At 54.7% G+C, this 23,068-nt stretch carries 25 protein-coding genes; 12 read left to right on the top strand and 13 right to left on the bottom strand.

Annotated features, from left to right (window positions below; translation table 11 throughout):
• Positions 1 to 77 precede the first annotated feature (77 nt).
• The 6 genes from H045_RS02060 to H045_RS02035 all read left to right on the top strand — a co-directional run bounded on the left by H045_RS02060 (position 78) and on the right by H045_RS02035 (position 5,240).
• Positions 78 to 1,094: an ABC transporter permease gene (locus tag H045_RS02060; protein WP_015371280.1), complete on the top strand. Its 1,017-nt coding sequence runs from the start codon at positions 78 to 80 to the stop codon at positions 1,092 to 1,094.
• A gap of 47 nt (positions 1,095 to 1,141) precedes the next feature.
• Complete coding sequence (gene ddpC, locus H045_RS02055) at positions 1,142 to 1,996, top strand: D,D-dipeptide ABC transporter permease (RefSeq protein WP_425262179.1); 855 nt, start codon at positions 1,142 to 1,144, stop codon at positions 1,994 to 1,996.
• A 2-nt stretch (positions 1,997 to 1,998) separates the two neighbouring features.
• Positions 1,999 to 3,033, top strand: a complete 1,035-nt coding sequence (locus H045_RS02050; RefSeq protein WP_015371278.1) for an ABC transporter ATP-binding protein — start codon at positions 1,999 to 2,001, stop codon at positions 3,031 to 3,033.
• Positions 3,030 to 4,046: an oligopeptide/dipeptide ABC transporter ATP-binding protein gene (locus H045_RS02045; protein ID WP_015371277.1), complete on the top strand. Its 1,017-nt coding sequence runs from the start codon at positions 3,030 to 3,032 to the stop codon at positions 4,044 to 4,046. Before H045_RS02050 ends, H045_RS02045 begins: the two co-directional genes overlap by 4 nt.
• A gap of 225 nt (positions 4,047 to 4,271) precedes the next feature.
• Positions 4,272 to 4,886 (top strand): DUF6037 family protein, encoded by a 615-nt coding sequence (locus H045_RS02040; RefSeq protein WP_015371276.1) that lies wholly within the window; start codon positions 4,272 to 4,274, stop codon positions 4,884 to 4,886.
• Between the two features lie 9 nt (positions 4,887 to 4,895).
• Complete coding sequence (locus H045_RS02035) at positions 4,896 to 5,240, top strand: hypothetical protein (protein WP_015371275.1); 345 nt, start codon at positions 4,896 to 4,898, stop codon at positions 5,238 to 5,240.
• 264 nt (positions 5,241 to 5,504) lie between these two features.
• Here H045_RS02035 and H045_RS02030 read toward each other — a convergent pair whose 3' ends face one another.
• From H045_RS02030 to H045_RS01995, 8 genes are all read right to left on the bottom strand, one after another.
• Complete coding sequence (locus H045_RS02030) at positions 5,505 to 6,404, bottom strand: ATP-grasp domain-containing protein (protein ID WP_015371274.1); 900 nt, start codon at positions 6,402 to 6,404, stop codon at positions 5,505 to 5,507.
• A gap of 116 nt (positions 6,405 to 6,520) precedes the next feature.
• Complete coding sequence (locus tag H045_RS02025) at positions 6,521 to 7,267, bottom strand: SDR family oxidoreductase (protein ID WP_015371273.1); 747 nt, start codon at positions 7,265 to 7,267, stop codon at positions 6,521 to 6,523.
• A gap of 50 nt (positions 7,268 to 7,317) precedes the next feature.
• Positions 7,318 to 8,442, bottom strand: a complete 1,125-nt coding sequence (gene metX, locus H045_RS02020) for a homoserine O-acetyltransferase MetX (RefSeq protein ID WP_015371272.1) — start codon at positions 8,440 to 8,442, stop codon at positions 7,318 to 7,320.
• A 94-nt stretch (positions 8,443 to 8,536) separates the two neighbouring features.
• Positions 8,537 to 9,514, bottom strand: coding sequence for a cysteine synthase A (gene cysK, locus H045_RS02015; protein WP_015371271.1), 978 nt, complete (start codon positions 9,512 to 9,514; stop codon positions 8,537 to 8,539).
• On the bottom strand, positions 9,498 to 10,301 hold the full coding sequence (dapF, locus tag H045_RS02010) for a diaminopimelate epimerase (RefSeq protein WP_208597732.1): 804 nt from the start codon (positions 10,299 to 10,301) through the stop codon (positions 9,498 to 9,500). The genes cysK and dapF overlap by 17 nt, the downstream gene beginning before the upstream one ends.
• Before the next feature lie 166 nt (positions 10,302 to 10,467).
• Positions 10,468 to 11,295 (bottom strand): arginase family protein, encoded by an 828-nt coding sequence (locus tag H045_RS02005; protein ID WP_015371269.1) that lies wholly within the window; start codon positions 11,293 to 11,295, stop codon positions 10,468 to 10,470.
• A gap of 263 nt (positions 11,296 to 11,558) precedes the next feature.
• Positions 11,559 to 12,335 carry a YqcI/YcgG family protein gene (locus H045_RS02000; protein WP_157225352.1) on the bottom strand — a complete coding sequence of 259 codons (777 nt, stop codon included), beginning with the start codon at positions 12,333 to 12,335 and terminating at the stop codon, positions 11,559 to 11,561.
• A 64-nt stretch (positions 12,336 to 12,399) separates the two neighbouring features.
• On the bottom strand, positions 12,400 to 13,560 hold the full coding sequence (locus tag H045_RS01995) for an MFS transporter (protein WP_015371267.1): 1,161 nt from the start codon (positions 13,558 to 13,560) through the stop codon (positions 12,400 to 12,402).
• Positions 13,561 to 13,652: 92 nt separating this feature from the next.
• Between H045_RS01995 and H045_RS01990 the strand changes: the two genes are divergently transcribed.
• Positions 13,653 to 14,978: an aminotransferase-like domain-containing protein gene (locus H045_RS01990; RefSeq protein WP_015371266.1), complete on the top strand. Its 1,326-nt coding sequence runs from the start codon at positions 13,653 to 13,655 to the stop codon at positions 14,976 to 14,978.
• A 28-nt stretch (positions 14,979 to 15,006) separates the two neighbouring features.
• On the opposite strand, the gene H045_RS01985 is transcribed toward H045_RS01990, so the two are convergent.
• On the bottom strand, positions 15,007 to 15,465 hold the full coding sequence (locus H045_RS01985) for an Lrp/AsnC family transcriptional regulator (protein ID WP_015371265.1): 459 nt from the start codon (positions 15,463 to 15,465) through the stop codon (positions 15,007 to 15,009).
• A 54-nt stretch (positions 15,466 to 15,519) separates the two neighbouring features.
• Between H045_RS01985 and H045_RS24265 the strand changes: the two genes are divergently transcribed.
• Positions 15,520 to 16,212: an RBBP9/YdeN family alpha/beta hydrolase gene (locus H045_RS24265; protein ID WP_341844154.1), complete on the top strand. Its 693-nt coding sequence runs from the start codon at positions 15,520 to 15,522 to the stop codon at positions 16,210 to 16,212.
• Positions 16,205 to 16,954 carry an alpha/beta fold hydrolase gene (locus H045_RS01980; protein WP_015371263.1) on the top strand — a complete coding sequence of 250 codons (750 nt, stop codon included), beginning with the start codon at positions 16,205 to 16,207 and terminating at the stop codon, positions 16,952 to 16,954. The genes H045_RS24265 and H045_RS01980 overlap by 8 nt, the downstream gene beginning before the upstream one ends.
• 49 nt (positions 16,955 to 17,003) lie before the next feature.
• On the opposite strand, the gene tnpC is transcribed toward H045_RS01980, so the two are convergent.
• From tnpC to H045_RS24990, 4 genes are all read right to left on the bottom strand, one after another.
• The gene (gene tnpC / locus H045_RS01975) at positions 17,004 to 18,530 is read right to left on the bottom strand and encodes an IS66 family transposase (protein WP_015371262.1); all 1,527 of its coding nucleotides are present in this window, start codon (positions 18,528 to 18,530) and stop codon (positions 17,004 to 17,006) included.
• Positions 18,531 to 18,592: 62 nt separating this feature from the next.
• Positions 18,593 to 18,928: an IS66 family insertion sequence element accessory protein TnpB gene (tnpB, locus tag H045_RS25405; RefSeq protein WP_015371261.1), complete on the bottom strand. Its 336-nt coding sequence runs from the start codon at positions 18,926 to 18,928 to the stop codon at positions 18,593 to 18,595.
• Entirely contained in the window at positions 18,925 to 19,242 is a 318-nt protein-coding gene (gene tnpA / locus H045_RS01965) for an IS66-like element accessory protein TnpA (RefSeq protein ID WP_015371260.1), read from the bottom strand. The genes tnpB and tnpA overlap by 4 nt, the downstream gene beginning before the upstream one ends.
• Positions 19,243 to 19,476: 234 nt before the next feature.
• Positions 19,477 to 19,719 carry a hypothetical protein gene (locus H045_RS24990; RefSeq protein ID WP_157225351.1) on the bottom strand — a complete coding sequence of 81 codons (243 nt, stop codon included), beginning with the start codon at positions 19,717 to 19,719 and terminating at the stop codon, positions 19,477 to 19,479.
• Between the two features lie 55 nt (positions 19,720 to 19,774).
• Between H045_RS24990 and H045_RS25340 the strand changes: the two genes are divergently transcribed.
• The 3 genes from H045_RS25340 to aepY all read left to right on the top strand — a co-directional run bounded on the left by H045_RS25340 (position 19,775) and on the right by aepY (position 22,980).
• Positions 19,775 to 20,077, top strand: a complete 303-nt coding sequence (locus tag H045_RS25340; RefSeq protein WP_015371259.1) for a transposase — start codon at positions 19,775 to 19,777, stop codon at positions 20,075 to 20,077.
• A gap of 888 nt (positions 20,078 to 20,965) precedes the next feature.
• Entirely contained in the window at positions 20,966 to 21,835 is an 870-nt protein-coding gene (gene aepX / locus H045_RS01955; RefSeq protein ID WP_015371258.1) for a phosphoenolpyruvate mutase, read from the top strand.
• 47 nt (positions 21,836 to 21,882) lie between these two features.
• Complete coding sequence (gene aepY, locus H045_RS24260; protein ID WP_015371257.1) at positions 21,883 to 22,980, top strand: phosphonopyruvate decarboxylase; 1,098 nt, start codon at positions 21,883 to 21,885, stop codon at positions 22,978 to 22,980.
• Positions 22,981 to 23,068: the final 88 nt, after the last annotated feature.

Below are 23,068 nucleotides of genomic sequence, written 5' to 3'. Positions count from 1 at the left end.
TAGCGCGGGGCCGCTGCAACGCCATGCGCGCAAGATCCTTTTTGCTCTGCCCATTCACCGTGTGACCGAGGTGCCCCATGGCCTTCCTGAATATCCTGCGAAAACGCCTCGGCGGCCTCCTCCTGGTGGTGTTCGGCGTTTCGCTGATCACCTTTTCGATTTCCCACCTGATCCCGGGCGATCCGGCACGCCTGATCGCGGGTGACCGGGCCACGGATGCGATTGTCGAGAATATTCGGCATCAATTAGGCCTGGATCTGCCGCTGTATCAGCAATACGGGCGCTACATGCTCGACCTGTTTCATGGCGACCTTGGCACCTCGATCCGGACCAGCCGCCCGGTGCTCGAGGATTTGCAGGCGTTCTTCCCCGCCACCCTGGAGCTGGCCTTCGCGGCGCTGACGTTGTCGATCCTGGTGGGCGTCCCGCTCGGCGTGTTGTCGGCGGTCTACCACAACCGCTTTATCGACCAGGTCGCGCGAACATTGGCGGTGACCGGTATCTCGACCCCGGCCTTCTGGCTCGGCCTGGGCCTGATCGTGATGTTCTACGGCCACCTGAACTGGCTCCCCGGCAGCGGACGGCTGGATGAAGGCATAACCCCGCCCCCCACGTTCAGCGGTTTCTACCTGATCGACGCGTTGATTGCCGGGGACACGGCACTGTTTTCCAATGCCGTCAAACACCTGATCCTGCCGGCAATCACCCTGGGGTTTGTCAACCTGGGGATCATCGCGCGGCAGATTCGCTCGGCGATGCTCGATCAGCTCGGCGAAGATTACATACGCACGGCACGCGCCTACGGGTTATCGAAATGGACCGTGATTCTGCGCCACGCGCTGCCCAATGCCCTGATTCCGTCGATCACTGTGCTGGGTTTGACCCTCGGCGATTTGCTGTATGGCGCCGTGCTGACCGAGACCGTCTTCGCCTGGCCGGGCATGGGCGCCTACGTGGTCAAATCGATTCAATCCCTGGATTTCCCCGCCGTCATGGGCTTCGCCATCCTGGTGTCGTTCATCTACGTGCTGCTCAACATGACGATCGATCTGCTGTATCGCTTGATCGACCCACGCATTGGCGAGGTCAACTGACCATGACTGACTCCCTGATGGCGCCCTCAGTGACGCCGTTGCCAAAAATGAACCGTTGGCAGGACAAACTTGCGTACCTGGCCCACCAGCTACGGCGCAGCCCTCTGACCATGGCCGGGCTGCTGATCACGCTGGCGGTACTGATGGTGATGCTGTTCGCGCCCTGGCTCGCGCCCCATGACCCCAACGCGTTGAACCTGGCGCAGCGGCTGGCGGCGCCTTCGGCGCAACACTGGTTCGGTACCGATGAAGTCGGCCGCGACCTGTTCAGCCGGGTCTTGTACGGCAGCCAGCAATCGGTGGGCGTTGGCCTGTTCGTGGCCTTTACCGCGTGCCTGGCAGGTGGCCTGCTCGGCTGTCTGTCCGGGATCATCGGCGGGCGCTTCGACAGCCTGATCATGCGCGTGATGGACATCATGCTTTCAGTGCCGTCACTGGTGCTGATCATGGCCCTGGCCGCGGCGCTGGGGCCCAGCCTGTTCAATGCGATGCTGGCGATTACCCTGGTGCGGATTCCGTTCTATGTGCGCCTGGCGCGCGGCCAGGCCCTGAGCATTCGGCAGATGGGTTATGTGAAAGCCGCCGAGACCTTCGGCGCGGGGCGCTGGCACATGGTGAGCTGGCATGTGGCTCGCAACGCGATGCCACCCCTGCTGGTGCAACTGAGCCTGGATATCGGCAGCGCGATATTGATGGCCTCCGCCTTGGGTTTCATCGGCCTCGGCGCCCAGCAGCCGACCGCCGAATGGGGCGCCATGGTCGCGACCGGGCGCAATTATATTCTTGACCAATGGTGGTATTCCACCTTTCCAGGGGTCGCAATCCTGATAACGGCGACCGGATTCAACTTGTTGGGCGACGGCGTACGCGACCTGCTCGACCCACGTCAACGGGGGAAATGAGCATGTCCATTCAATCACGCGTCATCGCTCCCTCGCCCGACTCCGTGCTGTCCATCGACAACCTGCACATCGAATTCCCGGCCTATCGCAGCACTGTGAAAGCGCTCAACGGTGTCTCCCTGGAAGTCAAGGCCGGCGAAATTGTCGGCGTGATCGGCGAGTCAGGCTCGGGGAAATCGGTGACCGCCATGCTGAGCATGCGTTTGCTGCCCGAGCGCGCCTATGAGGTAAAAAGCGGGGCGCTGCATATTCTCGGGCGCGACATGCTCTCCGCACCAGAAAAAGACCTGCTTAAGGTGCGTGGCAAACACGTAGCGATGATTTTTCAAGAACCGATGACGGCGCTCAACCCAACCCGGCGCATTGGCCGCCAGATGCTCGATGTGATCATCCATCACCAGCAACTGAGCAGGGCCGACGCCCGCGCGAAAGCCATCGCCCTGCTGCGGGATATGCACATTGCCGATCCCGAACAGGTCATGCACAGCTATCCCTTCGAACTGTCCGGCGGCATGCGTCAGCGGGTCATGATCGCGCTGGCGTTCTCCTGTGATCCGCAGTTGCTGATCGCCGACGAACCGACCACCGCGCTCGATGTAACCGTGCAGCGCCAGGTCTTGCTGCTGCTGCGCGAAAAGGCGCGCCAACGCGGCACTGCGATTCTGCTGATCACCCATGACATGGCCCTGGTTTCGCAGTTCTGCGACCGTGTGTATGTTATGTACACCGGCGCGGTGGTTGAGCAAGGCACGACCGCCCAGGTGATGGCTGACCCACGCCATCCCTATACGAAGGGTTTGCTCTGTGGCCTGCCCGAGCAGGTCGAGCCAGGCCAGGACCTGATGACCATCCCCGGCCAAGTGCCCAACCTATCCGCGCTGCCCGAGGGTTGCACGTTTCGCGACCGCTGCGGCCATGCAATGCCGCGTTGTGCCGAACGGCCGCCGATTCGCGCCCTTGATGCCGAGACAGGTCATCAAAGCGCTTGCTGGTTGGACCAAACGCCCCGGACCTCTTCCCTGGAGTTGCAGTCATGAATGATGTAACCGCGTCACCTCGCCCGGCCATCCTGGGGTTGCAGGACGTCAGGGTGCATTACCCGATGGGCACTGACTGGCTGGGCAGGCCCAAAGCGCTCGCCCACGCCCTCAATGGCATTGATCTGGATGTGCAGGCCGGTGAAACCTTGGGCATCGTGGGCGAGTCGGGCTGCGGCAAGAGCACCCTGGCGCAACTGTTGATGGGCTTGATCAAGCCCACAACCGGCAAGCTCGACTGGCTCTATGGCAGCGACAGCGAACGCAGCAGTCATGTGCAGATCGTGTTCCAAGACCCGCAATCGTCGCTGGACCCGCGCCTGCCGGTCTGGAAAATCATCGCTGAGCCGCTCTTCGTGCAGGGTCGCACGCCCCATCGCGACATGCGCGAGATCGCCGCGAAAGTCGCCACCCAAGTCGGCATCAGGACAGAGTACCTTGACCGCTACCCTCATCAGTTTTCCGGAGGACAACGCCAACGCATCGCGATCGCCCGCGCTCTGTCGTCGGATCCGGACATTATCGTGCTCGATGAACCCACCTCTGCCCTGGACATTTCCGTTCAGGCGCAAATCCTCAATCTGTTGAGAGAATTGCAGCGCACGCGGGGACTGACCTACATCCTGATTTCCCACAACGTCTCCGTGGTGCGCCACATGGTTGACCGGGTGGCCGTCATGTACCTGGGGCAGATTGTAGAGCTGGGCAGCGCGGCGCAAGTGCTGGAGCACCCGCGCCATCCCTATACGCAATTGCTGCTCGAGGCCGTGCCCCGCCTGGGAGTCAGCGTGGACGATGCGCATGCTTCCGCACCGACTGAGTTGCCCGGCAATCGCACCCTGCCCACCGGCTGTTTTTTCCGCGATCGTTGCCCGAAAGCGACCGTGGGCTGTGATCGGCCCCAGGCGCTGCTGCCGGCCAGAGCGTCCGGTGGCGCCGAGCATGTCCGGTGTCATCTGGAGGCGCAGGCATTGGACTTGCCCCTACCGAACCGGATACCTACTCCCCGTTAAATTGATGCTGCCGCCGAGCGCCTGAACTCCCTCGGCGAGCGAGTTTCAAAGCGCTGTCCGGATGCTGCTCGTTGTAGTGTTCGAAGGCAATCGCCAGGTTACGCAGCGCCGTTTGGTGATTATGAAGATACGCGATGAGCAGATCTGCGAGCGTGAAACGCTGAATTGCCGACGTTTCTGGGCCCGTTGTTTTGAGATTACCGTTATGAGGGTACACAGTTGAGAATGACCAACCTTGAAATCTTGCACAGAAGCATGCTCGGTCAGTTGAATCAGTATGGAGAGCCGATTGAGCACCAAAGCTTTCGCAGCCAACACGGCACTGTGGAGTTCGAGTGCATCTTTTCCACTGGCGAACGACCATACAAGCTCTCGATGGTCAGTCGTGGAACAGTGGCGCATCCTCAATCCGAATTTTTCCTATTTGACGTCAGTGAAACTTATGAGATCTCGAACTATTTCCCCACGGAGGATTACAAGCGACTCGCAAATTTGCTGAGAACACGTAACGGCGAAGCATTCAATCGCCTGAACCCTAACGAGTTCCTTGCACAGCTGAACAACAACACTCCAACGATCGCGACCCGTGCAGCGACACCGCACTTGGACGTCCGGCTAGAAGCCCGGCCGGACATCACAGAAGATCAGGACAAGCGCTACTTCAGCCATTGGCGGCGGCCCAACAGAAGAGACAATGGAACCCCTGGACAGGTGTCCCTAGAAAATCGTCGCAAGACTGCTATGATCAGCTCAGCCGCCCTCGCCTACAGCGACCAGATTGGAAAATCTTCCTGCTGGAGCCCGATCCCGACCCAAGCGAATTGGCGCGAACATGATTGAATCCGACTGATGAGTGATCTGCTCAACTTTCCACTCCCCAAAGAAAAAAACCTGCTCATTCCCTGCGTCGAATGTCTTTACCGTTGCTATGGGTCCACATCAGACATGGCAAGAGTCTCAGTGACCTACCCATGGCGAAAGGTTCTCGAGACCCTCTATGCGATATTTGAATATAAAGATCCTGAAACCTGGGCTGTCAGTCCTGCGCGAGGGATCCCTGACGAGGATGCGCTGTTCTTGACCATGGTTCAGTACAACCTAAAAACTGAGCTCGCCGCCAAGAACCTGTACGCGCAACTCGACAACGCCCGAGCCCGAGGGAAGAACGAAACGAGTCTGCAGGTGCAACCTTGATTTGAAGGATCCGCACGGCTAAAAATGCGCGGTCGCTGGATCAATAATGGTACGACGTTCCTCTGCCTTGAAGTTCTGGGGATGAGCGAGCCACTGCATCACTCCTACGATATTCGACGTGAAAGCCGTTCAAAAGAGGATCCTGAGGAAACGGATACAGCCATTCCGTTGGTAAAAACCACAGTCGATGTCGACAAGCCGCGGAAAAATAATGCGGGCAGTGCAAGACTTTACCGCAAGAATCAGCACTGCCGCCTCTTTGGTTTAAGCCAGCAGCCGTTCCTTCAGCGCTTGCGCAAATCGCAATGCACTGCCTTCACCGAACGGTAGATTCAAAGAGGGTTCGCAAATCTCCATTTCCATCACCATCGGCTTGCCGTTAACGTCGCGAATAAGATCGACGCGTCCGTAGAGCAACGGTTTTTCAAGGCCCAAATGCGATGCCGCCGCGTTGAGCGCAGCTAAAGCCACGGCGCGCTCTTCTTCGTTGGCTGTTCGTGCTTTGCGAAACTCGAGCGTAGGGACGTTCACCGTACCGTCCGGCATAAGCATAGCGCTCTTGCGGATAGCATGACTGTAGACGTTGTTGAAATAGATCAAGTCAGTTTCACCATATTGATCAATCGAGTCTATATAGGGTTGCAGTATCACATGGCAGCCCTTGCCGAGCAGTTTGGCGATATGTTCGGCCGCTTCAGCTTCCCGCGGTCGAGTGTAACGCTGGACCCCCCTAGAGTAGGAACCCACTGTGGGTTTAACTACAATCTCCTCGGTTCCGGGATAGGCTGTGAGAAAAGCCTTGAGCGCCAATGCAGGATCTGTCCCGGGTTCAACAAACTGGCTTGGAATAATGGGCACACCGCGAGCGGCAATATCAGCCAAGTAAAGTTTGTCCAGCCCCCAGCGCGCGACCGAGACAGAATTAAACAAATTGGTGACGGCAGCCACATGATCGCACCAGATCAGGAACTCAGGCAGTTGCTCGATGCAGTTCCAGGGAGAACGCAATAGAACTGCATCAAAACGAGACCAATCAATGTTTAGGTCCTCCCAGATACAGACCTCTGTATTAAAGCCGGTCGCCTGGCAGGCATCAAGCAACAGCGGCATGTCGTAATCAATTGGAAGACTGGCTTCATCGGTAACTAAGGCAAGGCTGATCATAGAGCGAATCCAACGTCGAAGAGGGGTGGGTGTTTATGGATCTGGTGTCAGATATTCAGTGTTGAATTACTAGACACAAAGGGAGGGCTAGCACATGGCAAACGCGGCAGCAATAATCACCATGCCACAGTGTCTCCCATGTGCACATAAGAGCCAGTTGGACCGTCGTCATCTAACAGAGCCATTCTGACGCTTGTTTTGGCACCGGTCGGGATATCGAGATCGCCTTCCCCTTCGTTCATATCAGTCTTGGTGTAGCCAGGATGCACCGCGTTGACCTTGACCGGTGTATCGCGTAATTCGTAAGCCAAGTGCACGGTCCAGGAGTTAACCGCGCTTTTGGAGGCGCTATAAGCCGGGAGGGACTTGAACATAGGACTATAGGCATACGAGTCCGGGTTGCTGTGTGTACTTAGCGACGCGAGCAGGCTGGAGATATTAACGATACGTCCTGCCGTGGACTTCCGAATCAGCGGGAGAAAAGCAATGCTGACCTCTACGACGCCAAACAGATTGGTGTCGAATGTTTCTCGCCATTGTTTCAACGGTTGCTCTGACGGCTGGTTCCCATATTGCTCAATGCGAATAGCCGCATTGTTGACCAGGATGTCCAAGCGTCCGTGCTTGGCAGCAACGTGCGCGGCGGCAGCAGAAATGCTGTCCGACTGCGTCACGTCGAGAGCGAGGGCCTCAACATCGAGACCGGCACTTTGCAATTTCGTCGCAGCTTCGACTGAGGCCTTGTAGTTGCGGCCGGTGAGAAACACGCTGACGCCGCTCTCGGCAAGCTGACGCACAATTTCGAATCCGATGCCACGATTGGCGCCGGTGACGAGGGCTATTTTTAATGGATGTGTGGACAAATCTTGTGCTCCATCTTGAAGGCAGGAGAAGGGCTGACACTCGAGGTTTATCAGGCAGGCTGTAACGCTGACAGGAAACTTGCCACTGGCGGACCAAAGCGGCCGGGATCAACCAAGAAGGCGTCGTGCCCCTCTGGTGACTCCAGCGATAGGAATTGCGCATCTGCACCGCCGGCACGCAAACCTTCGGCAATTTGCCGCTGTTGCTGTAACGGGAACAGGATGTCTGTCTGGACGCCGATCACCAGCGCCTTTTCAATGCGCAACCGAGACAGAGCTTCGTCAGCATTGCTACCGCAGGATTCGCCAAGATCAAACCAATCTATGCAGCGACTCAAGTAGAGATAGCTGTTGGGGTCAAAGGACCTGAAGAAGCGGTGTGCATGGCACTCCAGGTAACTTTCTACCTCAAATTCAGGCCCGAAAGGTTTCTCATCAAGGCGACAATCCGAGTCCATACACGCGCGGCCGAAACGAGTGTTCCATTCCAGTGCCGAGCGATAGGTGATGACACCGAGTTTGCGTGCCGTGACCATGCCACGTTGCGGATAATGCTCCTCGCAATATTGACCTTGCTTCCAATCTGGATCAAACCTGATGGCTTCGCGTTGCAGTGACCGGATGGCGATCGAAAAAGGTAGCGAATGCACCGCTCCGGAAATATTGATATGGCTACGTGCCAAATCAGGATGCCTATCCAACAGAGCCAGGGCGCTCATTCCCCCCATGGACGCGCCGATCACACAGGCCAGGCGTTCAAAACCCAACGTCCGCACCGCGACGACCGCAGCATCGGCGATGTCTTCTATAGACAACTCAGGAAACTCAAGCCGATATGGCTTGCCCGTATTTGGATCGACTGAGGCTGGCCCGGTTGAACCCTTGCAACTACCCAGCGAATTGACACAAATCACATGCCAGCGATTGGTGTCAATGGGCTTGCCTGGCCCCAACATGGCATCCCACCAGCCCGGGGTCGGGTCGTCCGCATGGGCGGCGGCGTGCGCATCTGGTGAGAGCCCCGTGAGGATCAGGATTACGTTATCGCGTGCGGCGTTTAACAGTCCGAACACTTCATAGGCGATGCGCGCACCGTGTAGCACACCGCCGCGCTTCATCTCAAAGCCATCGGGCAGGTCGATGAAACGTGTTGAAAGAGGAATGAATTCCCTCATACACCTACTCCCATTGTGCAATGGCTTTCTTCCAGGCGAAGAGAATGCGCAGCGACACCGTTGCTTGAGCATTCAGGAGGAGAATGTTTCATGTTCATGCGAAGCAAGGCGCGACGTCCAGCGAAGCAAGCCACTCATCGTCCGAGCCTTCGTTCATCCCTTCCAGCAAGAAAGTGGACAGGTAGCGTTCTCCGGTGTCCGGCAGCATGGCGAGCAATACCGAATCCTTCGGCGCGCTTTCTGCGATTTTCAGCGCGGTCGCCAAAGTAGCGCCAGCGGAAATGCCTGCGAATATGCCTTCTTCAGCGGCAAGACGGAGCGCGGTGTCTCTGCCCAATACTTCGTCAATCGGCACGAGCTCGTCGATTACGCTTTGATCGAGCACGCCAGGCACAAAGTCAGGGGCCCAGCCTTGAATCCGGTGCAGATTCCACGGCTGGCCCGACAACAGCGCGGCATTTGCAGGTTCGGCAGCGATGATCCGCACCTCAGGACGCGCGAGTTTCAACATCTGGCCGACGCCCGTCAGAGTGCCGCTCGTGCCGAAACCGGTAACGAAGTAATTCAATCGCTTGCCGGCAAAATCGCTGAGGATTTCTGCCGCTGTCGTTTCGCGGTGGTAGGCCGGGTTAGCCGGGTTTTCGAACTGATTGGCGCGGAACCAGCCATGTTTCCTGGCCAGGTCGTCCGCTATGCGATTGCCGCCGCTGCTGCCCAGTGCGCCAGGAAAGAGGATCACTTTGCCGCCGTAGGCACGAATCAGCTTGCGCCTCTCCAGCGAGTAAGCGTCGGACATCACGGCCACGAATTTATAGCCGCGCGCTGCGGCCACCATAGCCAGTGCGATGCCAACGTTGCCGGAGGTGCATTCGGCGATTGTGTCGCCGGGCTTCAGCAGCCCTTTCGCTTCGGCGTCAAGGACTACAGAGAGTGCGAGGCGGTCCTTCACTGAGCCGCCAGGATTGAACGACTCCACCTTCACGTAAACGGTTACATGCTTTGGTGCGAGACGGTGTAGTTTGACGATAGGCGTACGGCCGATCGTTTCAAGAATGTTATCGTAGAGAGGCATATAAGAATTCTCCTTCAAAGACGAAAGTGGCAGGGCCGGCCAACGTGATTTGTTCATTGGCGTCTGGCCAGTTGATGTGAAGCTCGCCGCCTGGCAGAGCAACCGTAACACTGCGATTAATGCGCCCCAGGCGCATCAGTGTCGCCGCTGCAGCGCAAGCACCGCTGCCGCAGGCCAGGGTCTCGCCTGCGCCAAATTCGTAAACGCGCAAATTAATGCGGTCGCGGGATACGATTTCAGTGAAGCCAACATTGACTGTTGGCGGAAGGAAGTCTGACTTCTGAAGGGCTTGGCCGATTTGAGCAACGGGAGCGAGCGCTATATTGTCTACTTCGATCACTGCATGTGGATTGCCCGTTGAAACAGCTGCGAAACGCGCGCTCAATCCGTCGCCGAGGTCAGTTTCATACTGGTCCTGTTCGCTATCAAAGCCGACCAAGGGAATCCGGTCTGGTGCGAACTGCGGTACGCCCATTGCGATCCGAAAAGATTGGCCCTCAAGCACCTCTACGTCGTGCGTGCCGCTTGGACTGTCAAGCGCGAACCGTGGGCCCCGCGCCAAGCCCGCGCGAAGGACCCAAGCAGCAATGCAACGAGCGCCGTTACCGCATTGTTGCGATAGAGAGCCATCCGCTGTCCAGATTTCGTAGGAGGCGACAGCGTTTGCACTCCGCGGGGCTTTGACACCGAGAATCATGTCGCCGCCAACGCCAGTATGGCGATCAGCTAGTGCGCGACACAGTTCTGCAGAGGGCGCTTGTGCATCGCGCAAATCCAACACAATCATGTCGTTGCCAGCGCCGTGCATTTTGCTGACATGTAGGGTTGATGAATGTTTGATAGCTGCTACTCCTGTTGAGCGGACGGCTGTAGCCGTTCAGGTTTAACTGACCAAAGAGGTTATATCTCACGCTCCAGGTCATACCTGCCCCCGCTACGCGAATCCTTCTATATTAAAGGGTGCGCTCGGCCGCCAACTTTTCGAAGACCGGAGCTACGATATCGAGAATGATTGAAAGCGCCTTGTTATTGCTGGCATCGTCAGTAGGTGCATTAAATTCGGCCAGTTCGATGCCCAGAATTTGCTTCAACGGAATAGCCTCAAACAGCGCCCGAAGTTGTGCCGGGAATACACCGTCAGGGACTTGGTAATCGGCGGGCACGAAGCCGGGTTCGAGTACATCCCAATCGATATGCACCCAGACTTGCGCGCCGTTAATGGCATTCAATACTGTTTGCGGCGTTACTTGCGCCGGGGGAATGATCCGCACCCCTGCTCTGTTGAGCAGTTCGCGCTCGCTTCGGTCTACGTCTCTTGCCCCGATCAGGATCACTTGCTCAGGGCGAAGCCCAGCACCATGACCGCTGTCCCAGAGTCCACACGCAGCGGAAACCACCATGCCGCCTAGGTAGCCTGTATCAGTCGTTTCGGGCGTATTGAAGTCACCGTGTGCGTCGATCCAGAGCACTACAGCGTCCGGGTACTCACGCGCTACAACAGGAAGTGTGGCGATGCTTGCCGGGCAGGTGTTAGACGCCAGGATTGTAAGGTTCCCCCGCTTGATGCTCGCAGAGACCGCTGCCCCCAAATCGATTAGGTTCTCCCTCGCCTGGGGAAGACTAACGCTCCAATCGTCAGTAGCAGCTGGAGCCGCTTTTCCAACCGCATTGCCCTTGATTTGGTAACGCTGTTCTAATGCTATTGCCGTGCGGACGGCGCCCACTACCGTGCGTGCCGTCTTGTCAGCGACACGGCCCTGAGAAACGATAAGGTCAATCATTAATTAAGCTCGCTTTTATTATTGGTAACGCGTTACAGGTTGATTAACGTTTCAAGTGAGTCGGCATGCGTAAATAACCGCACACATGAAGCTTCTGGGGTATAATGGCACTTGGCTATCATTCGGAGATAGAAAAAACTAGCTACCTTGTTTGTATAACTGCTAAGACTGATAAAATCAGCAGTACCCGCCTTAAAGGCTGGCATTCAATTAAATTTCCGGAGTGGAGCGTGCAAAAGAAGGCCCTTGTCGTATACAAAATTCTAGGATCGCGACTTTAAGAACATAAAGGGGCATTTATCTGTCCGTTCAACGTTTTTTTCAACGAGTCCGTACTGCCACCATTCGATGCCGCCTGCACCATAAGAACCCAATTGGGAGGCGTGGGGAGACTCATCGTAGCGTTCGATCCTACTGCGGATATTTGAGCGTACCTTACGACCACCCACGTTATCGCCGGCAAAAATATCGAACCGTTCGCGCGGGTTGATGACAAGGATGAAGTACTCGCCGAGGTTGCGACTCCGGCGAACTTGATGAGCTGGATTGCTCATATTAATGAAAAGAGGCATGCCATTAAAACACATGGACCAGTGTTGAGATTCAGGATCTTTCGCTATGTCCTCTGGCCAAGGCGCTGAATCGATTTCATGTAGCTTCTGTAGTACTTCCCAGCCGAAAGCATGATAGCTCTCGACCGTTTCAGCACTTATGGCATCCAATGAAAATGCCACGAGCAATGGATATGCCGTGTCTAAAGTACCGTCCCAGTGGTTAGAGATATCCACATATTCCTTAAGGCCTTCAGCTAAGTGTTGGATACCTCCACGCTCGATATTTTCGACGAGTATAAATTTTAGAAGTTGTTTGCGAAATGCATTCTTCGAGAATACACAGGGAAACCCGGAATCACGATCCAATCGTAATTCGAGATCATTTAAGACCGCACGATGCCAGTCCTTTCCCTCTTCACGGATGCGTTTTTGACAGATTAAATTTTTGAACGCCGGGCGCACGATTGAGTTATCCAACAAAGACATCCTTTCTTAAATGTAAGAAACGTTCTCTTGATGCGTAACTTTATGAAATATTACTATAGCCTCATCAGGCCAATTTTACGCTCTGTAAGGAGGGCTGTTTAATCCACAGCGTAAGAATCAGTGCCGTAATGCTGATCTGAACCGTTGCAAATATAGTCATTGCTGGCAGCAAGCCGAACAGGTCAGCTAGCGCTCCACTCGCAATGACTGGAAGCGAAAACCCAATGTAAGCGTAAACAAAAAGGCCTGCGGTAGCACGCGCACGATTATCTGGTGCTCTTGATGTAACTTCGAGTAAAGCTGCGAGGTAGGTAAAGCCGTAGTTAGAAGCACTCGTAATGCAGGTTCCCAGCAATATCACACCAATTGAACCTATCCAAGCACCTGCTACAACAACGAGGAAGCCAAGAGGAGTTAGAACAAATCCTATTACTAGTGACTTTGTGTTGCTCATCCGACGCGCAAAGGGTTGGCACAGAAAGCCGACAAAAATTGCCAAGAAAATAACGAGTCCTGTCCAGCCATCAAGACCTTGATTTTTTAGTTCAAGGGGTACTACAGCGATCACCATTCCACTCGTTGACCAAGCCAGGATCATGGCGATACCGAACACCCATGTTCCCCTGGGGAATACCGGAAGCCGGACGAGCGACACACGCTTGGGAACATCGACGGTTGGGAGTTTTAAGGCAAGAATTGCTAGCAACGGTGCCAATAGAAAGAGCAGGATGAAGCTGGCAGGCATTAAGGTTGGACCTTGTAGCCCAAGGCTTATGCTCGTTGCAAGGGCTCCGCCACCAAAGCCCAGGGTGGTGGCAGATGTAACGATCAGCGCGGCACGCCGGGCGTTATCCTCCCCCATGATTTCGGTCATGTAAGCTGTGCCTGCGGTCGTCACCAAACCTGTACCAATACCTAGCAGTATACGTGCGACAACCAAGCTTCCCCAGTTGGGCATCCAGACTAGCAGTGCAGTCGCTATTGCGCCGAGTAACAGCGCTATTGTTATGGGGAGTCGGCGACCGATCCGATCCGATAAACCTCCCAACAACAGCAGTGTCGGCATTAATCCAGCTGCATAAGCTGCAAAGGCGACGGTGACGGCGGTTGCGCCTACGTCGCTTTCAGCCGCATAAGCCGCATACAATGGAGTCTGGAGATTGACAGCGAAAGTCGCCGTGAATAAAGCCAGGGCAAGTAAAGCTGTCGAAAATGAATTAGCCATAGTCTGTGACGGTCCGTCGTAGCAGTTGTTGCTAGATAACATGGTATTTCAGCTCAGTGCAATTAATAAATTGTACTAATTACGGTGGATTCATGCCCAAAGCTCAGTACATAGAAATCGCTGCGGCACTCGCCGATGACATCCAAAATGGAAACTTGCCCCCAGGTACTCGGCTTGCGACGCATAGAGCGTTTGCCGAGCAACATGGTGTCGCCCTCGCAACGGCGACGCGAGCCTATCGAGAGCTAGAGCGCCGTGGCCTGATCGTCGGCGAAAAGGGGCGCGGTGTTTTTGTGCGTGACCTAGGACTGCCCTTGACACTGGGTATTGAGCAAACTGCCACCGAAGGGCTGCTCGATCTGGTTTTCAATATGCCCAGCGAATCAGGTGACTCGGAGATGTTGAGAGCAGGACTCAAACGTCTGGCGGCGGCTGGTGATCTTGACGCTATGCTCCGCTACCAGCCTCATGGCGGGAGGCCACACGAGCGGAAAATTATCGCGTCTTACCTCAACAAATTAGGTGTCATCACCTCAGAGCGGTTACTTATTACTTCGGGTGGGCAGCATGGCTTAGCAATCACGGTGCTGGGTCTTCTGAGGCGCGGAGATTCGGTCGGCACCGACGCACTGACCTACCCGGGCTTTAAATCTGTCGCCGCACTTCAAGGTCTGAATCTACTGGCCATCGGCGGTTTGGGCGGCTCTATGAACGCTGACGCGCTAGAACGCAAATGCAAAGAAGAAAAACTGCGTGCGATCTATTTGATGCCTACGGTTCATAATCCGCTGGGTTCGGTTATGGACGAGGCGACTCGCCGCGGACTTGTGGATGTGGCACGTCGTTATGATCTCTTGATTATCGAAGACAGCTCTTATGCCTTCCTAGAACCGGACCCACCACCCAGCTTGCTCGAACTGGCACCGGAACGGACGATCTACATCGGCGGATTCTCGAAAAGTCTCGCGACCGGACTACGGCTTGGTTATCTGATTGGGCCGGAACAGCATATCGGCAAGCTGTCACATGCCATCAGGGCGACTACATGGAATGCGCCAGCTCTCATTTCCGCGCTTGTAACCGGTTGGATTGAAGACGGTACGCTGGCAATCTCGGAAAAAAACCGACGCCGTGACGGCGCCCAAAGTCAGCGCTTGTGCCAAGAAATATTCAAGGACATGTCGATTATCTCTCACCCCAACGCAAGTTTTGCATGGTTGCCGCTGGCGAATGGTCAGCGCGCGGAACCCATTATAACCGCGCTTATTGCCCAGAGCATTGCCGTCTCCTCAGGTGAACCCTATGCGGTTACAGATGCGGCGCCGCAGGCTCTGCGAATTGCGTTTGGGGGTATCCCAATAGAACAACTACGCAATGCATTTCAAAACATTCGTGATCAGATCGCTGCTGCACCGTAAGCGCCTGGCAATCACGTCTTGCGAGCAGTTAATTGTCTGGGTCACTTCTCGGACGTACAGGTATCTGTTTGCGCACGGCATTGGACAGAACCAACGATGTCGTGACCGAACCATGGACAGCCAGCGCATCGACTATAGTCTCCAAATCAGCAGGCTGAGAAAACGCGCAACGGACTATGAAGCAGTCTTCTCCCGTGATCCTGTCAGCTTCTAGCACCTCAGGTATGTTGTTAAACAACTCCAGATAGCGCTTGATGTGCTGGTGAGTTGTGCGAATGCGCAGGATCGCCTGCAATCCCAACCCTACCTCACGCAAACTTACCCGCGCGCTGTAACCCTCTATGACACCCGCAGCTTCGAGTTTCTGAACTCGCTCACTCATAGCCGGTTGGGAAAGACCAATGCGCTTGCCCAAGGATGCCAGGCTTTGCCGTGCATTCTTTTGCAGTGCCTCCAGAATCTGCCAATCTTTGCTGTCCAGCTCCATGCTTTCCTCTACTGAGTAAACCGATGAATCATCGGTTGACGACGCTTCTTTCGGATGATTTGCCATCCAAGGTCGATGTGTCATTCGCTACATTCTGCGCACACCCCATCTGAGAAACAAGAAATGAACCCTTCTATATTGCTCCTCCCCGGCATTGGTAATTCCGGGCCAGGTCACTGGCAGACGATATGGGCACAGACCGACGCGTCCATGGAGAGCATTGGGGGGCAAGACTGGAATCGACCAGTTTGCACAAAGTGGGTCGAGAATCTGGAGGCCGCTATTAGCCGAGCGGGGCCCGACATCGTGTTGGTAGCCCACAGTCTTGGCTGCCTGCAAGTCGCCCACTGGGCGCAATGTAGTCGCACATTGGTTAGGGCCGCTTTGCTGGTTGCCGTACCAGACCCCGACCGCTCTACTTTTCCGAACGAGGCCCGAGGATTTAGTCCGCTTGGACTGAAGCGCTTTGCATTTCCAAGTACTGTTGTCGCAAGCTGCAACGATCCTTATGCAGATATGGATTATAGCCAGCGGTGTGCAGAAGCCTGGGGTAGCAGCTTGGTGAACATTGGGCACCAAGGGCACATCAATTCGGCCAGCAGACTTGGTGATTGGCCTCAGGGGAGAGCGTTGCTGGAAGCTCTCGTCGGAACGTCTGTAAGCCCCGTCCCAGATGTTCGCTCAACCGTTCACGACGCTAAAGAAAAGAATTCACTTCATTGTTTGCAAGGAAAGCCAAATGAATAACGCATCCAACGTCCCTGTTGTATTCATCAACGGCCTTATCGGTACGTTGAATGATCCTGAGATTCATAGGCAGTTCGGTAATCGACCTTTCCTTGCCCCTGACCTTTACGGCTATGGAGACCATCAACGTACGCCTGTAGGGAATATCAATATTGAGGGGCAGGTCGAACGAATACGCGAGGTACTCGAGGCCGAGTTCAGTGAATGTGCAGTGAATCTTGTTGGGCATTCGGTCGGTGGAGTGGTGGCCTATGCATTTGCCGACCGCTACCCAGAGCGCGTGAAGAGCCTTGTCAGCGTTGAAGGTAACTTCACCCTGAAGGATGCCTTCTGGTCATCGTCCGTCGCGAACATGTCAGTAGAGCAAGCAGATACCATGCTGGAGGGATTCCGAGCCGATCCCGAGGCCTGGCTTGAGCGATCAGGAATACTGGAGCCCGCTGGCAAAACAGAAACCGCGAAGACCTGGCTTGCTCACCAACCTGCTTCAACCTTGCAAGCGATGGCCCAATCGGTAGTGTCGGTCACGGGGCACCCAGAGTATCAAACAATCTTAAGGAGCGTGTTCGCTTCGGTACCGGTGCATTTATTGGCGGGTGAGCACTCAGTCGGAGGTTGGGATGTTCCTGACTGGGCAAATAAGGCAGCGACGAGTCTCACCATCATGCCAGACGTTGGACACCTAATGATGTTGCAACATCCCGCTGCGTTCGGTCGACTGGTTGCGGGCCTATTAGCCTGAGTGAGAGTTGATACACGCAAAAGCGTCTGCCGAAGGCACCATGCCTAAGCTAGGCACCCGTCCACTGATGCGGCAGCAATTGTCCGATCTCGCTTGCTCGTTGCGTCGGCAGGCGCGTGAGAACGTCCTTCAAATAGGCATACGGATCATGTCCATTCAGCCGCGCAGACTGGATCAGGCTCATGATCGCCGCTGCCCGTTTGCCGCTGCGCAGCGAACCAGCAAAGAGCCAGTTCTTACGCCCCAAAGCCCACGGTCGGATTTGGTTCTCACACCAATTGTTGTCAATGGGGACGGCCCCGTCATCGAGGTAGCGCGACAGCGCTGCCCAGCGTTTTAGGCTGTAATCGAGTGCTCTGCTGATGGCCGAACCTTCGGGCACCAGATCACGCTGAGCGATCATCCAGGCATGCAGTCTATCCATCACCGGTACGGCTTTTTCTTGCCGTATTCGGCACCGTAAATCCGGCTCCAGATCGCGTACTTCGCTCTCGATTTCGTACAGCAACTGGATGTAGCGCAGGGCCTGCTCGGCGAGCTGGCTCTTGTTGGTCGCGTGCAGTTCGAAGAACTTGCGCCGGGCATGGGCCATGCAGCCGATCTCGGTCACGCCGAGTGCGAAGCTGGCCTTGTAACCGCCAAAATCGTCGCAGACCAACTTACCTTTCCAGTCTTGCAGGAAGTTGCGAGCATGCTCACCGGCGCGGCTGGGGCTGAAGTCGTAGACCACAGCGGCTGTTTCGCAGAACTGGCTGGTGGCGTAAGCCCAAACATAAGAACGGTGGGTTTTCTTCAAACCCGGAGCGAGCATCTGCACGGGTGTTTCATCCGCGTGTACAACCTGCTGCCCGATCACTACGTCACGCAGGGCATCGACCAGGGGCTGCAAGTGAACTCCCGTAACGCCAACCCATTGAGCCAAAGTTGAACGTGGAATCGCCAAGCCGGCACGACCAAAAATCGATTCCTGACGGTAAAGCGGAAGATGGTCAGCGAACTTCGCGATCATGACATGGGCCAACAACCCGGCGGTTGGTATGCCTTTGTCGATGACCTGCGCCGGTACCGGTGCCTGGATTAGCGTTTCGCAGTCATCGCAAACCCACTTGCCACGAACATGGCGCTCAACGGTAAACACGCCCGGCGTGTAGTCCAGCTTTTCGCTGACATCTTCACCGATGCGCTTGAGTGCGCAGCCGCATGGGCAGTGAGTGTTGTCCGGTTCGTGATGGATCAAGGTGCGTGGAAACTCTGCCGGCAATGCCGTGCGCTTGGGCTTTTGCTTTTTTTCGGTCGTCGCTGGGGCTATTTGCAAGGCCTGAAGCTCGGCCTCAATCGCCGCGATGTCGGTATCGATCAGGTCATCAAGCAGGCTGGCCTGCTCAGGATTCATCTGCTCGCTGCACTTGGCAAACTTCAAACGCTTGAGCTGTGCGATCTCGTGGGTCAGCTTCTCGATGACTGTTTGATCGCGGTTGATCTTCTTGCCCATGGTGTCGACCTGCGACAGCAACTGCGCAGCAAATGCACGCAGTTGGTCGGGGGTCATTTGGTCGAGATTGGGCGAGGAAGTCATGCCGTGGATTTTACCAAAGCAGATCACTTGCGGCAGCAGGCCGGGGAGCAATTTACAGCGCTTTAAAGCAATGTGATTGCACCGCCGGCTCCGACTCGTTGCCACGGCAGGCCCAGCACCAAGGCCTGAAGCTGCTCGGCGTCCAACTCGAGTTCAGAGCCTTGGCGAACACCAGGCCAGTGGAATTTTCCTTCATTCAATCTGCGAGCAGCCAGCCAGATCCCGAAGCCGTCATGCACCAGGACTTTCATCCGAGTGGCTCGGCGGTTAGCGAATAGATAAGCACAGTGCGGCTTCGCCGCACCGAACACAGCGATCACCCTGGCCAGTGCGGTCTCGGTGCCAGCTCGCATGTCCATCGGTTCGGTGGCTAGCCAGATAGAATCGATGCGGATCACTGGGCAAGCCCACGGATAAATCTGGCGCACCCTTCGGGATCGGAAGCTGGCCATTTTACGGTGAGCGTCTGCTGGCCAAGCGGCAATTCAATGATCGCCAACGTTTCGGACTTACGTTTTGCCTCGACTTTCAAAGGAATGAATGCAGGCAGGGTGGCGGCCTGCTGATCGCGATAAAGCGGCAGCCACCGGCGAACGACATTCGCGTTGATACCGTGACTCATTGCAATAGCCGCCACAGAAACACCGGGCTGCTCACACTCTTGGACGACTTGGGCTTTGAAGGATTTCGGATAGGACTTACGTTGGCGCATGGTGATCCTGACGTTAAGGGTAATTGCGTCCGCTTAAAAATACGCGGACACAATCGCCCTTATCGACCGTGCTCGGAAGGTGTGTTCACCGGCCCCTTACGCTGCACCAAAGCTTTAAGGCAAATGTGTAGCTTCCATCAAGACATTCGCCTATGCGCCACAACAGCTCTACCGCAAGCCTACGCATATAACTGGGCGCGCTCGCGGACGCTCATCTATAAGCGTCCGGCCAAGTCAACTACCAAATTCCAGCATTAAGGGCGATGGTGTCCGCGTATTTTTAATACGGACGCGATCATCCTTATCGTCAGGATTTTCATGCGCCGACGAAGCTCTTACCCCAAACCATTCAAAGCCCAGGTCTTCCAGGAATGCCCGCATCCCGGATGCGATGATTTCCAGCTCAGCCATCCACCAGGGCATCAAACGACAGCATGATCCGCAGGTGGCTACCGATTTATGGGGATAATCGTCCACAACCCTGCCGTCTTTCGTTCAGGGAAAAAGGATACCAAGGCAAGCGACAGAAGAGATGGTGATCATCTCGCTTCCTCTGGGCGATAAATCCATTACAGTTAAATGGCCAACCTCTGAGCCGGACGGCTGCGCACGTTTTATTCGTCTAGGTCCGAAGATTCGGGTCGATGCCATTTGGCTCGCCACCGAGCCCATGGACACACGTGCCGACACTAAGACTACGTTTGCCAGATTAGTCGCGGCTTTCGGTGCGGCGAAGCCGCATTGCGCCCATTTTTCCAAACAGCCCCGCTACACCAATCGCATGAAAGTCCTGGTGCACGACGGCGTCGGTATCTGGCTGGCGCGCGGCGCTTAAACCAAGGAAAATTTCTATGGCCAGCTGTCTGTCGAGTGACGGAGGTCAAACTAGACCCGAACAATTTCACGCGGTAGAAGGCGAATCCAGGCAAAATGCCGCCATCCCAATAGGCATGCCGCGCTAATGAAGGACAGCAAAAAAACTTTTAACAATCAACAATTTAAAAAAATAATAACTTTATTTGAATTTTTTTCTTGAAATCGAAATGTTTTCGGTCTTAGATTTGTATCAGGATATGTTGGAGGTAAGCGATGGATCACTTATATTTAACCAATACCAAATGGACTCGACCTGATCTGCTGTCTGCCATGCTCAACTGGTGCTTGGTGGAACTGCTGCAAATAAGAGACTGGAGCGCATTTCTTAACCGTCTTCCAATCTCAAAGGCAGTACTTCGGCCCGTCACAGTGGCTGAACTAGCCTTGCCCCTTTGCAATGCAGATATTGATCATAAAAGCCATGAGAAAACTTATTATGGTTTTTCCAATACTCCAATCCAGTACCTATTTCTAACCGATCGCTACAACGAATTTTTACATGTAGCCACTGCCTCAGACGGCTGCAGCAGCCCGACATCAGCATTATATAGGCAACTATAACTCTCTGATCGATATCAATATTATCGGGCACAAACAATCGTCTGACAGGCAGAATAATAATCCTACTGCCCGCCAAGCAATCTTATTGTTTTCAAACAGCTGATAAAAAATCTAAAAACCCAGCATGCTACTCAACCAAAGGCAAAATAATTATTCATCTATAGCAGGCATCCTTGGTTATGACATATACAGTCGATACGCCTTAGGCTCGCTTTGATTTTTCAACTAACGACACTAGAAATCTTTATCGAGACATCAACACGACAATACTAATTGAGGTCATACCATGAGAAAGACAACAGCCTTGAAAAACATACTCCAGAAGAAAGAGCTTTCTTTTCTAATGGAAGCCCATAATGCAATGAGTGCAAAAATCGCTGAAGAAAGCGGCTTTGAGGGACTTTGGGCTTCCGGATTATCCATTTCCGCATCTATGGGGCTTAGCGACAGGAATGAAGCGTCTTGGACCCAGGTTATGGACGTTGTAGATTTCATGGTCGATAACACCGCTGTTCCTATTTTACTGGATGGCGATACTGGCTTTGGCAACTTTAACAATGTTCGCCGATTAGTAAAGAAGCTGTCTCAACGCGGTGTTGCCGGAGTATGTCTAGAAGATAAATTATTCCCCAAGATAAATTCTTTTATCGGTGCAGGGCAGGACTTGGCCTCAATCAGTGAGTTTTCGGGCAAAATAAAAGCGGCGAAAGACAGCCAGTTAGACAGTGATTTTTGCGTAGTTGCCCGTGTGGAAGCACTTATCAGCGGCTGCCCCATGGAAGAAGCGCTGAAGCGTGCTGATGCTTACGCAAGTGCGGGCGCCGATGCAATATTAATTCACTCCAAAAAGTCAGATGGCGCTGAAATCATAGAGTTTTGCCACCAGTGGAAAAACGATTGCCCAATTGTCATCGTACCGACAAAATACTATAACACCGCCACCGATGCATTCCGTGACGCAGGTATATCCACGGTTATATGGGCTAATCAGAGCCTGCGTGCGTCCATAGCCGCTATACGCGCCATCACCCAAAATATCCGACAACATAACAGTGTTGCACAAATTGAGAGCGACATTGCCTCTCTGGACGATATTTTCAGACTTACTAATGAATACGAAGTGCAACAAGCTGAACAAAAATACTTAACCCTGTAGCGCGGAAACTGCTCGTTTCTTCTATTCATTCGCAAGGTAATTATTAAATGATTAACGTCCGCGATTTTGTTAATGAACTGATCGAGCAAGGTACAAATCATTTTACCGGAGTCCCGTGCTCTTATTTAACACCTCTAATCAATGAAGTTATTGCTCGCAATGAAACCCACTACGTACTGGCCTCAAACGAGGGTGAGGCGCTGTCTCTGGCATCCGGGCTTTGGCTTGCAAGTAAAACGGCCGTTGTCCTCTGTCAGAACTCAGGTCTGGGCAACCTGATAAATCCACTGACTTCGCTTAACGAGCCGTTCTCCATTCCGGTATTGCTATTAGTGACTTGGCGTGGTCAGCCCGGCACCAGCGATGAACCACAGCACCGCCTGATGGGTGAGATCACTCCTCAATTGCTGAGTCTTGTTGGAGTCGAGTGGGCGTTGCTTCCCGATGATGCAACCGAAGCATTAGCAGCCCTTCGGCATGCCTGCAATTATATTCGTTCGGAGCAGCGTCCTTATGCTCTGGTACTGACAGGCAATCAATTCTGCACCTCTCAATCTCAGATGCCTTCGCCGCAACCGGTGTTTCCTAGTCGCGAAGAAGCGCTAGCGACGCTGCTGGCTCACGCAAAACCTGCTGGGGTGATTATCGCTACAACGGGTAAAACAAGCCGGGAGCTTTTTACGTTGTCTGACCGGCGTGAGCATTTTTATTGCGTAGGATCAATGGGCTATGCCAGCGCGATCGCTCACGGAGTTGCCTTGGGCTGCGCAGGGCTGCCGATCTACGTAATCGACGGTGACGGGGCCGCACTGATGCATCTGGGGAGTTTTGCCGGTATTGGAGCCAGTAAGCCTGACAATTTGATTCATATTATTTTGGATAATGGCAGCTACGACTCAACTGGGGCCCAACCCACTGCATCCCCTAGCGTGGATTTTGTAGCCATTGCCTACGCCGCTGGTTATGCCTACGCACAGCATTGCAACGATCTAGACAGCTTTGCGGAAGCTCTGCGCCAAACGGATATAGCAGGCCCCCGCCTGCTGCATGTCCCAATACGCATCGGTTCGATGGCGAAATTGGGCCGTCCAACGCTTTCGCCGCATGAGGTTGCGCGCCGCCTACGATCTCATCTAGGACGATAGCCGCTGCTTTACAGCTCACTGAACCCGTGACGACGCGCCCGCAACGTCACCTGGAACGCACTTATAACTCACCGACTGCAACGAGAAC

Source organism: Pseudomonas poae RE*1-1-14 (genome assembly GCF_000336465.1).
Classification (GTDB): domain Bacteria; phylum Pseudomonadota; class Gammaproteobacteria; order Pseudomonadales; family Pseudomonadaceae; genus Aquipseudomonas; species Aquipseudomonas poae.
The sequence above is the reverse complement of the archived record's forward strand: the minus strand, read 5'-3'. Positions and strand labels throughout refer to the sequence as shown.

Bases quoted from the DNA above. Each gene is read 5' to 3' on its own strand.
- H045_RS25340 (WP_015371259.1), top strand. From the start codon at position 19,775: ATGGTGATCATCTCGCTTCCTCTGGGCGATAAATCCATTACAGTTAAA.
- H045_RS01995 (WP_015371267.1), bottom strand. From the start codon at position 13,560: ATGGCTAATTCATTTTCGACAGCTTTACTTGCCCTGGCTTTATTCACG.
- H045_RS01985 (WP_015371265.1), bottom strand. From the start codon at position 15,465: ATGGAGCTGGACAGCAAAGATTGGCAGATTCTGGAGGCACTGCAAAAG.
- H045_RS02030 (WP_015371274.1), bottom strand. From the start codon at position 6,404: ATGATCAGCCTTGCCTTAGTTACCGATGAAGCCAGTCTTCCAATTGAT.
- aepY (WP_015371257.1), top strand. From the start codon at position 21,883: ATGATTAACGTCCGCGATTTTGTTAATGAACTGATCGAGCAAGGTACA.
- ddpC (WP_425262179.1), top strand. From the start codon at position 1,142: ATGAACCGTTGGCAGGACAAACTTGCGTACCTGGCCCACCAGCTACGG.
- H045_RS24265 (WP_341844154.1), top strand. From the start codon at position 15,520: ATGATTTGCCATCCAAGGTCGATGTGTCATTCGCTACATTCTGCGCAC.
- dapF (WP_208597732.1), bottom strand. From the start codon at position 10,301: ATGATTGTGTTGGATTTGCGCGATGCACAAGCGCCCTCTGCAGAACTG.
- H045_RS02040 (WP_015371276.1), top strand. From the start codon at position 4,272: ATGACCAACCTTGAAATCTTGCACAGAAGCATGCTCGGTCAGTTGAAT.
- H045_RS02000 (WP_157225352.1), bottom strand. From the start codon at position 12,335: ATGTCTTTGTTGGATAACTCAATCGTGCGCCCGGCGTTCAAAAATTTA.
- H045_RS02050 (WP_015371278.1), top strand. From the start codon at position 1,999: ATGTCCATTCAATCACGCGTCATCGCTCCCTCGCCCGACTCCGTGCTG.
- H045_RS02005 (WP_015371269.1), bottom strand. From the start codon at position 11,295: ATGATTGACCTTATCGTTTCTCAGGGCCGTGTCGCTGACAAGACGGCA.
- H045_RS02060 (WP_015371280.1), top strand. From the start codon at position 78: ATGGCCTTCCTGAATATCCTGCGAAAACGCCTCGGCGGCCTCCTCCTG.
- tnpC (WP_015371262.1), bottom strand. From the start codon at position 18,530: ATGACTTCCTCGCCCAATCTCGACCAAATGACCCCCGACCAACTGCGT.
- aepX (WP_015371258.1), top strand. From the start codon at position 20,966: ATGAGAAAGACAACAGCCTTGAAAAACATACTCCAGAAGAAAGAGCTT.
- H045_RS02045 (WP_015371277.1), top strand. From the start codon at position 3,030: ATGAATGATGTAACCGCGTCACCTCGCCCGGCCATCCTGGGGTTGCAG.
- H045_RS01980 (WP_015371263.1), top strand. From the start codon at position 16,205: ATGAATAACGCATCCAACGTCCCTGTTGTATTCATCAACGGCCTTATC.
- metX (WP_015371272.1), bottom strand. From the start codon at position 8,442: ATGAGGGAATTCATTCCTCTTTCAACACGTTTCATCGACCTGCCCGAT.
- cysK (WP_015371271.1), bottom strand. From the start codon at position 9,514: ATGCCTCTCTACGATAACATTCTTGAAACGATCGGCCGTACGCCTATC.
- tnpA (WP_015371260.1), bottom strand. From the start codon at position 19,242: ATGCGCCAACGTAAGTCCTATCCGAAATCCTTCAAAGCCCAAGTCGTC.
- H045_RS01990 (WP_015371266.1), top strand. From the start codon at position 13,653: ATGCCCAAAGCTCAGTACATAGAAATCGCTGCGGCACTCGCCGATGAC.
- H045_RS02035 (WP_015371275.1), top strand. From the start codon at position 4,896: ATGAGTGATCTGCTCAACTTTCCACTCCCCAAAGAAAAAAACCTGCTC.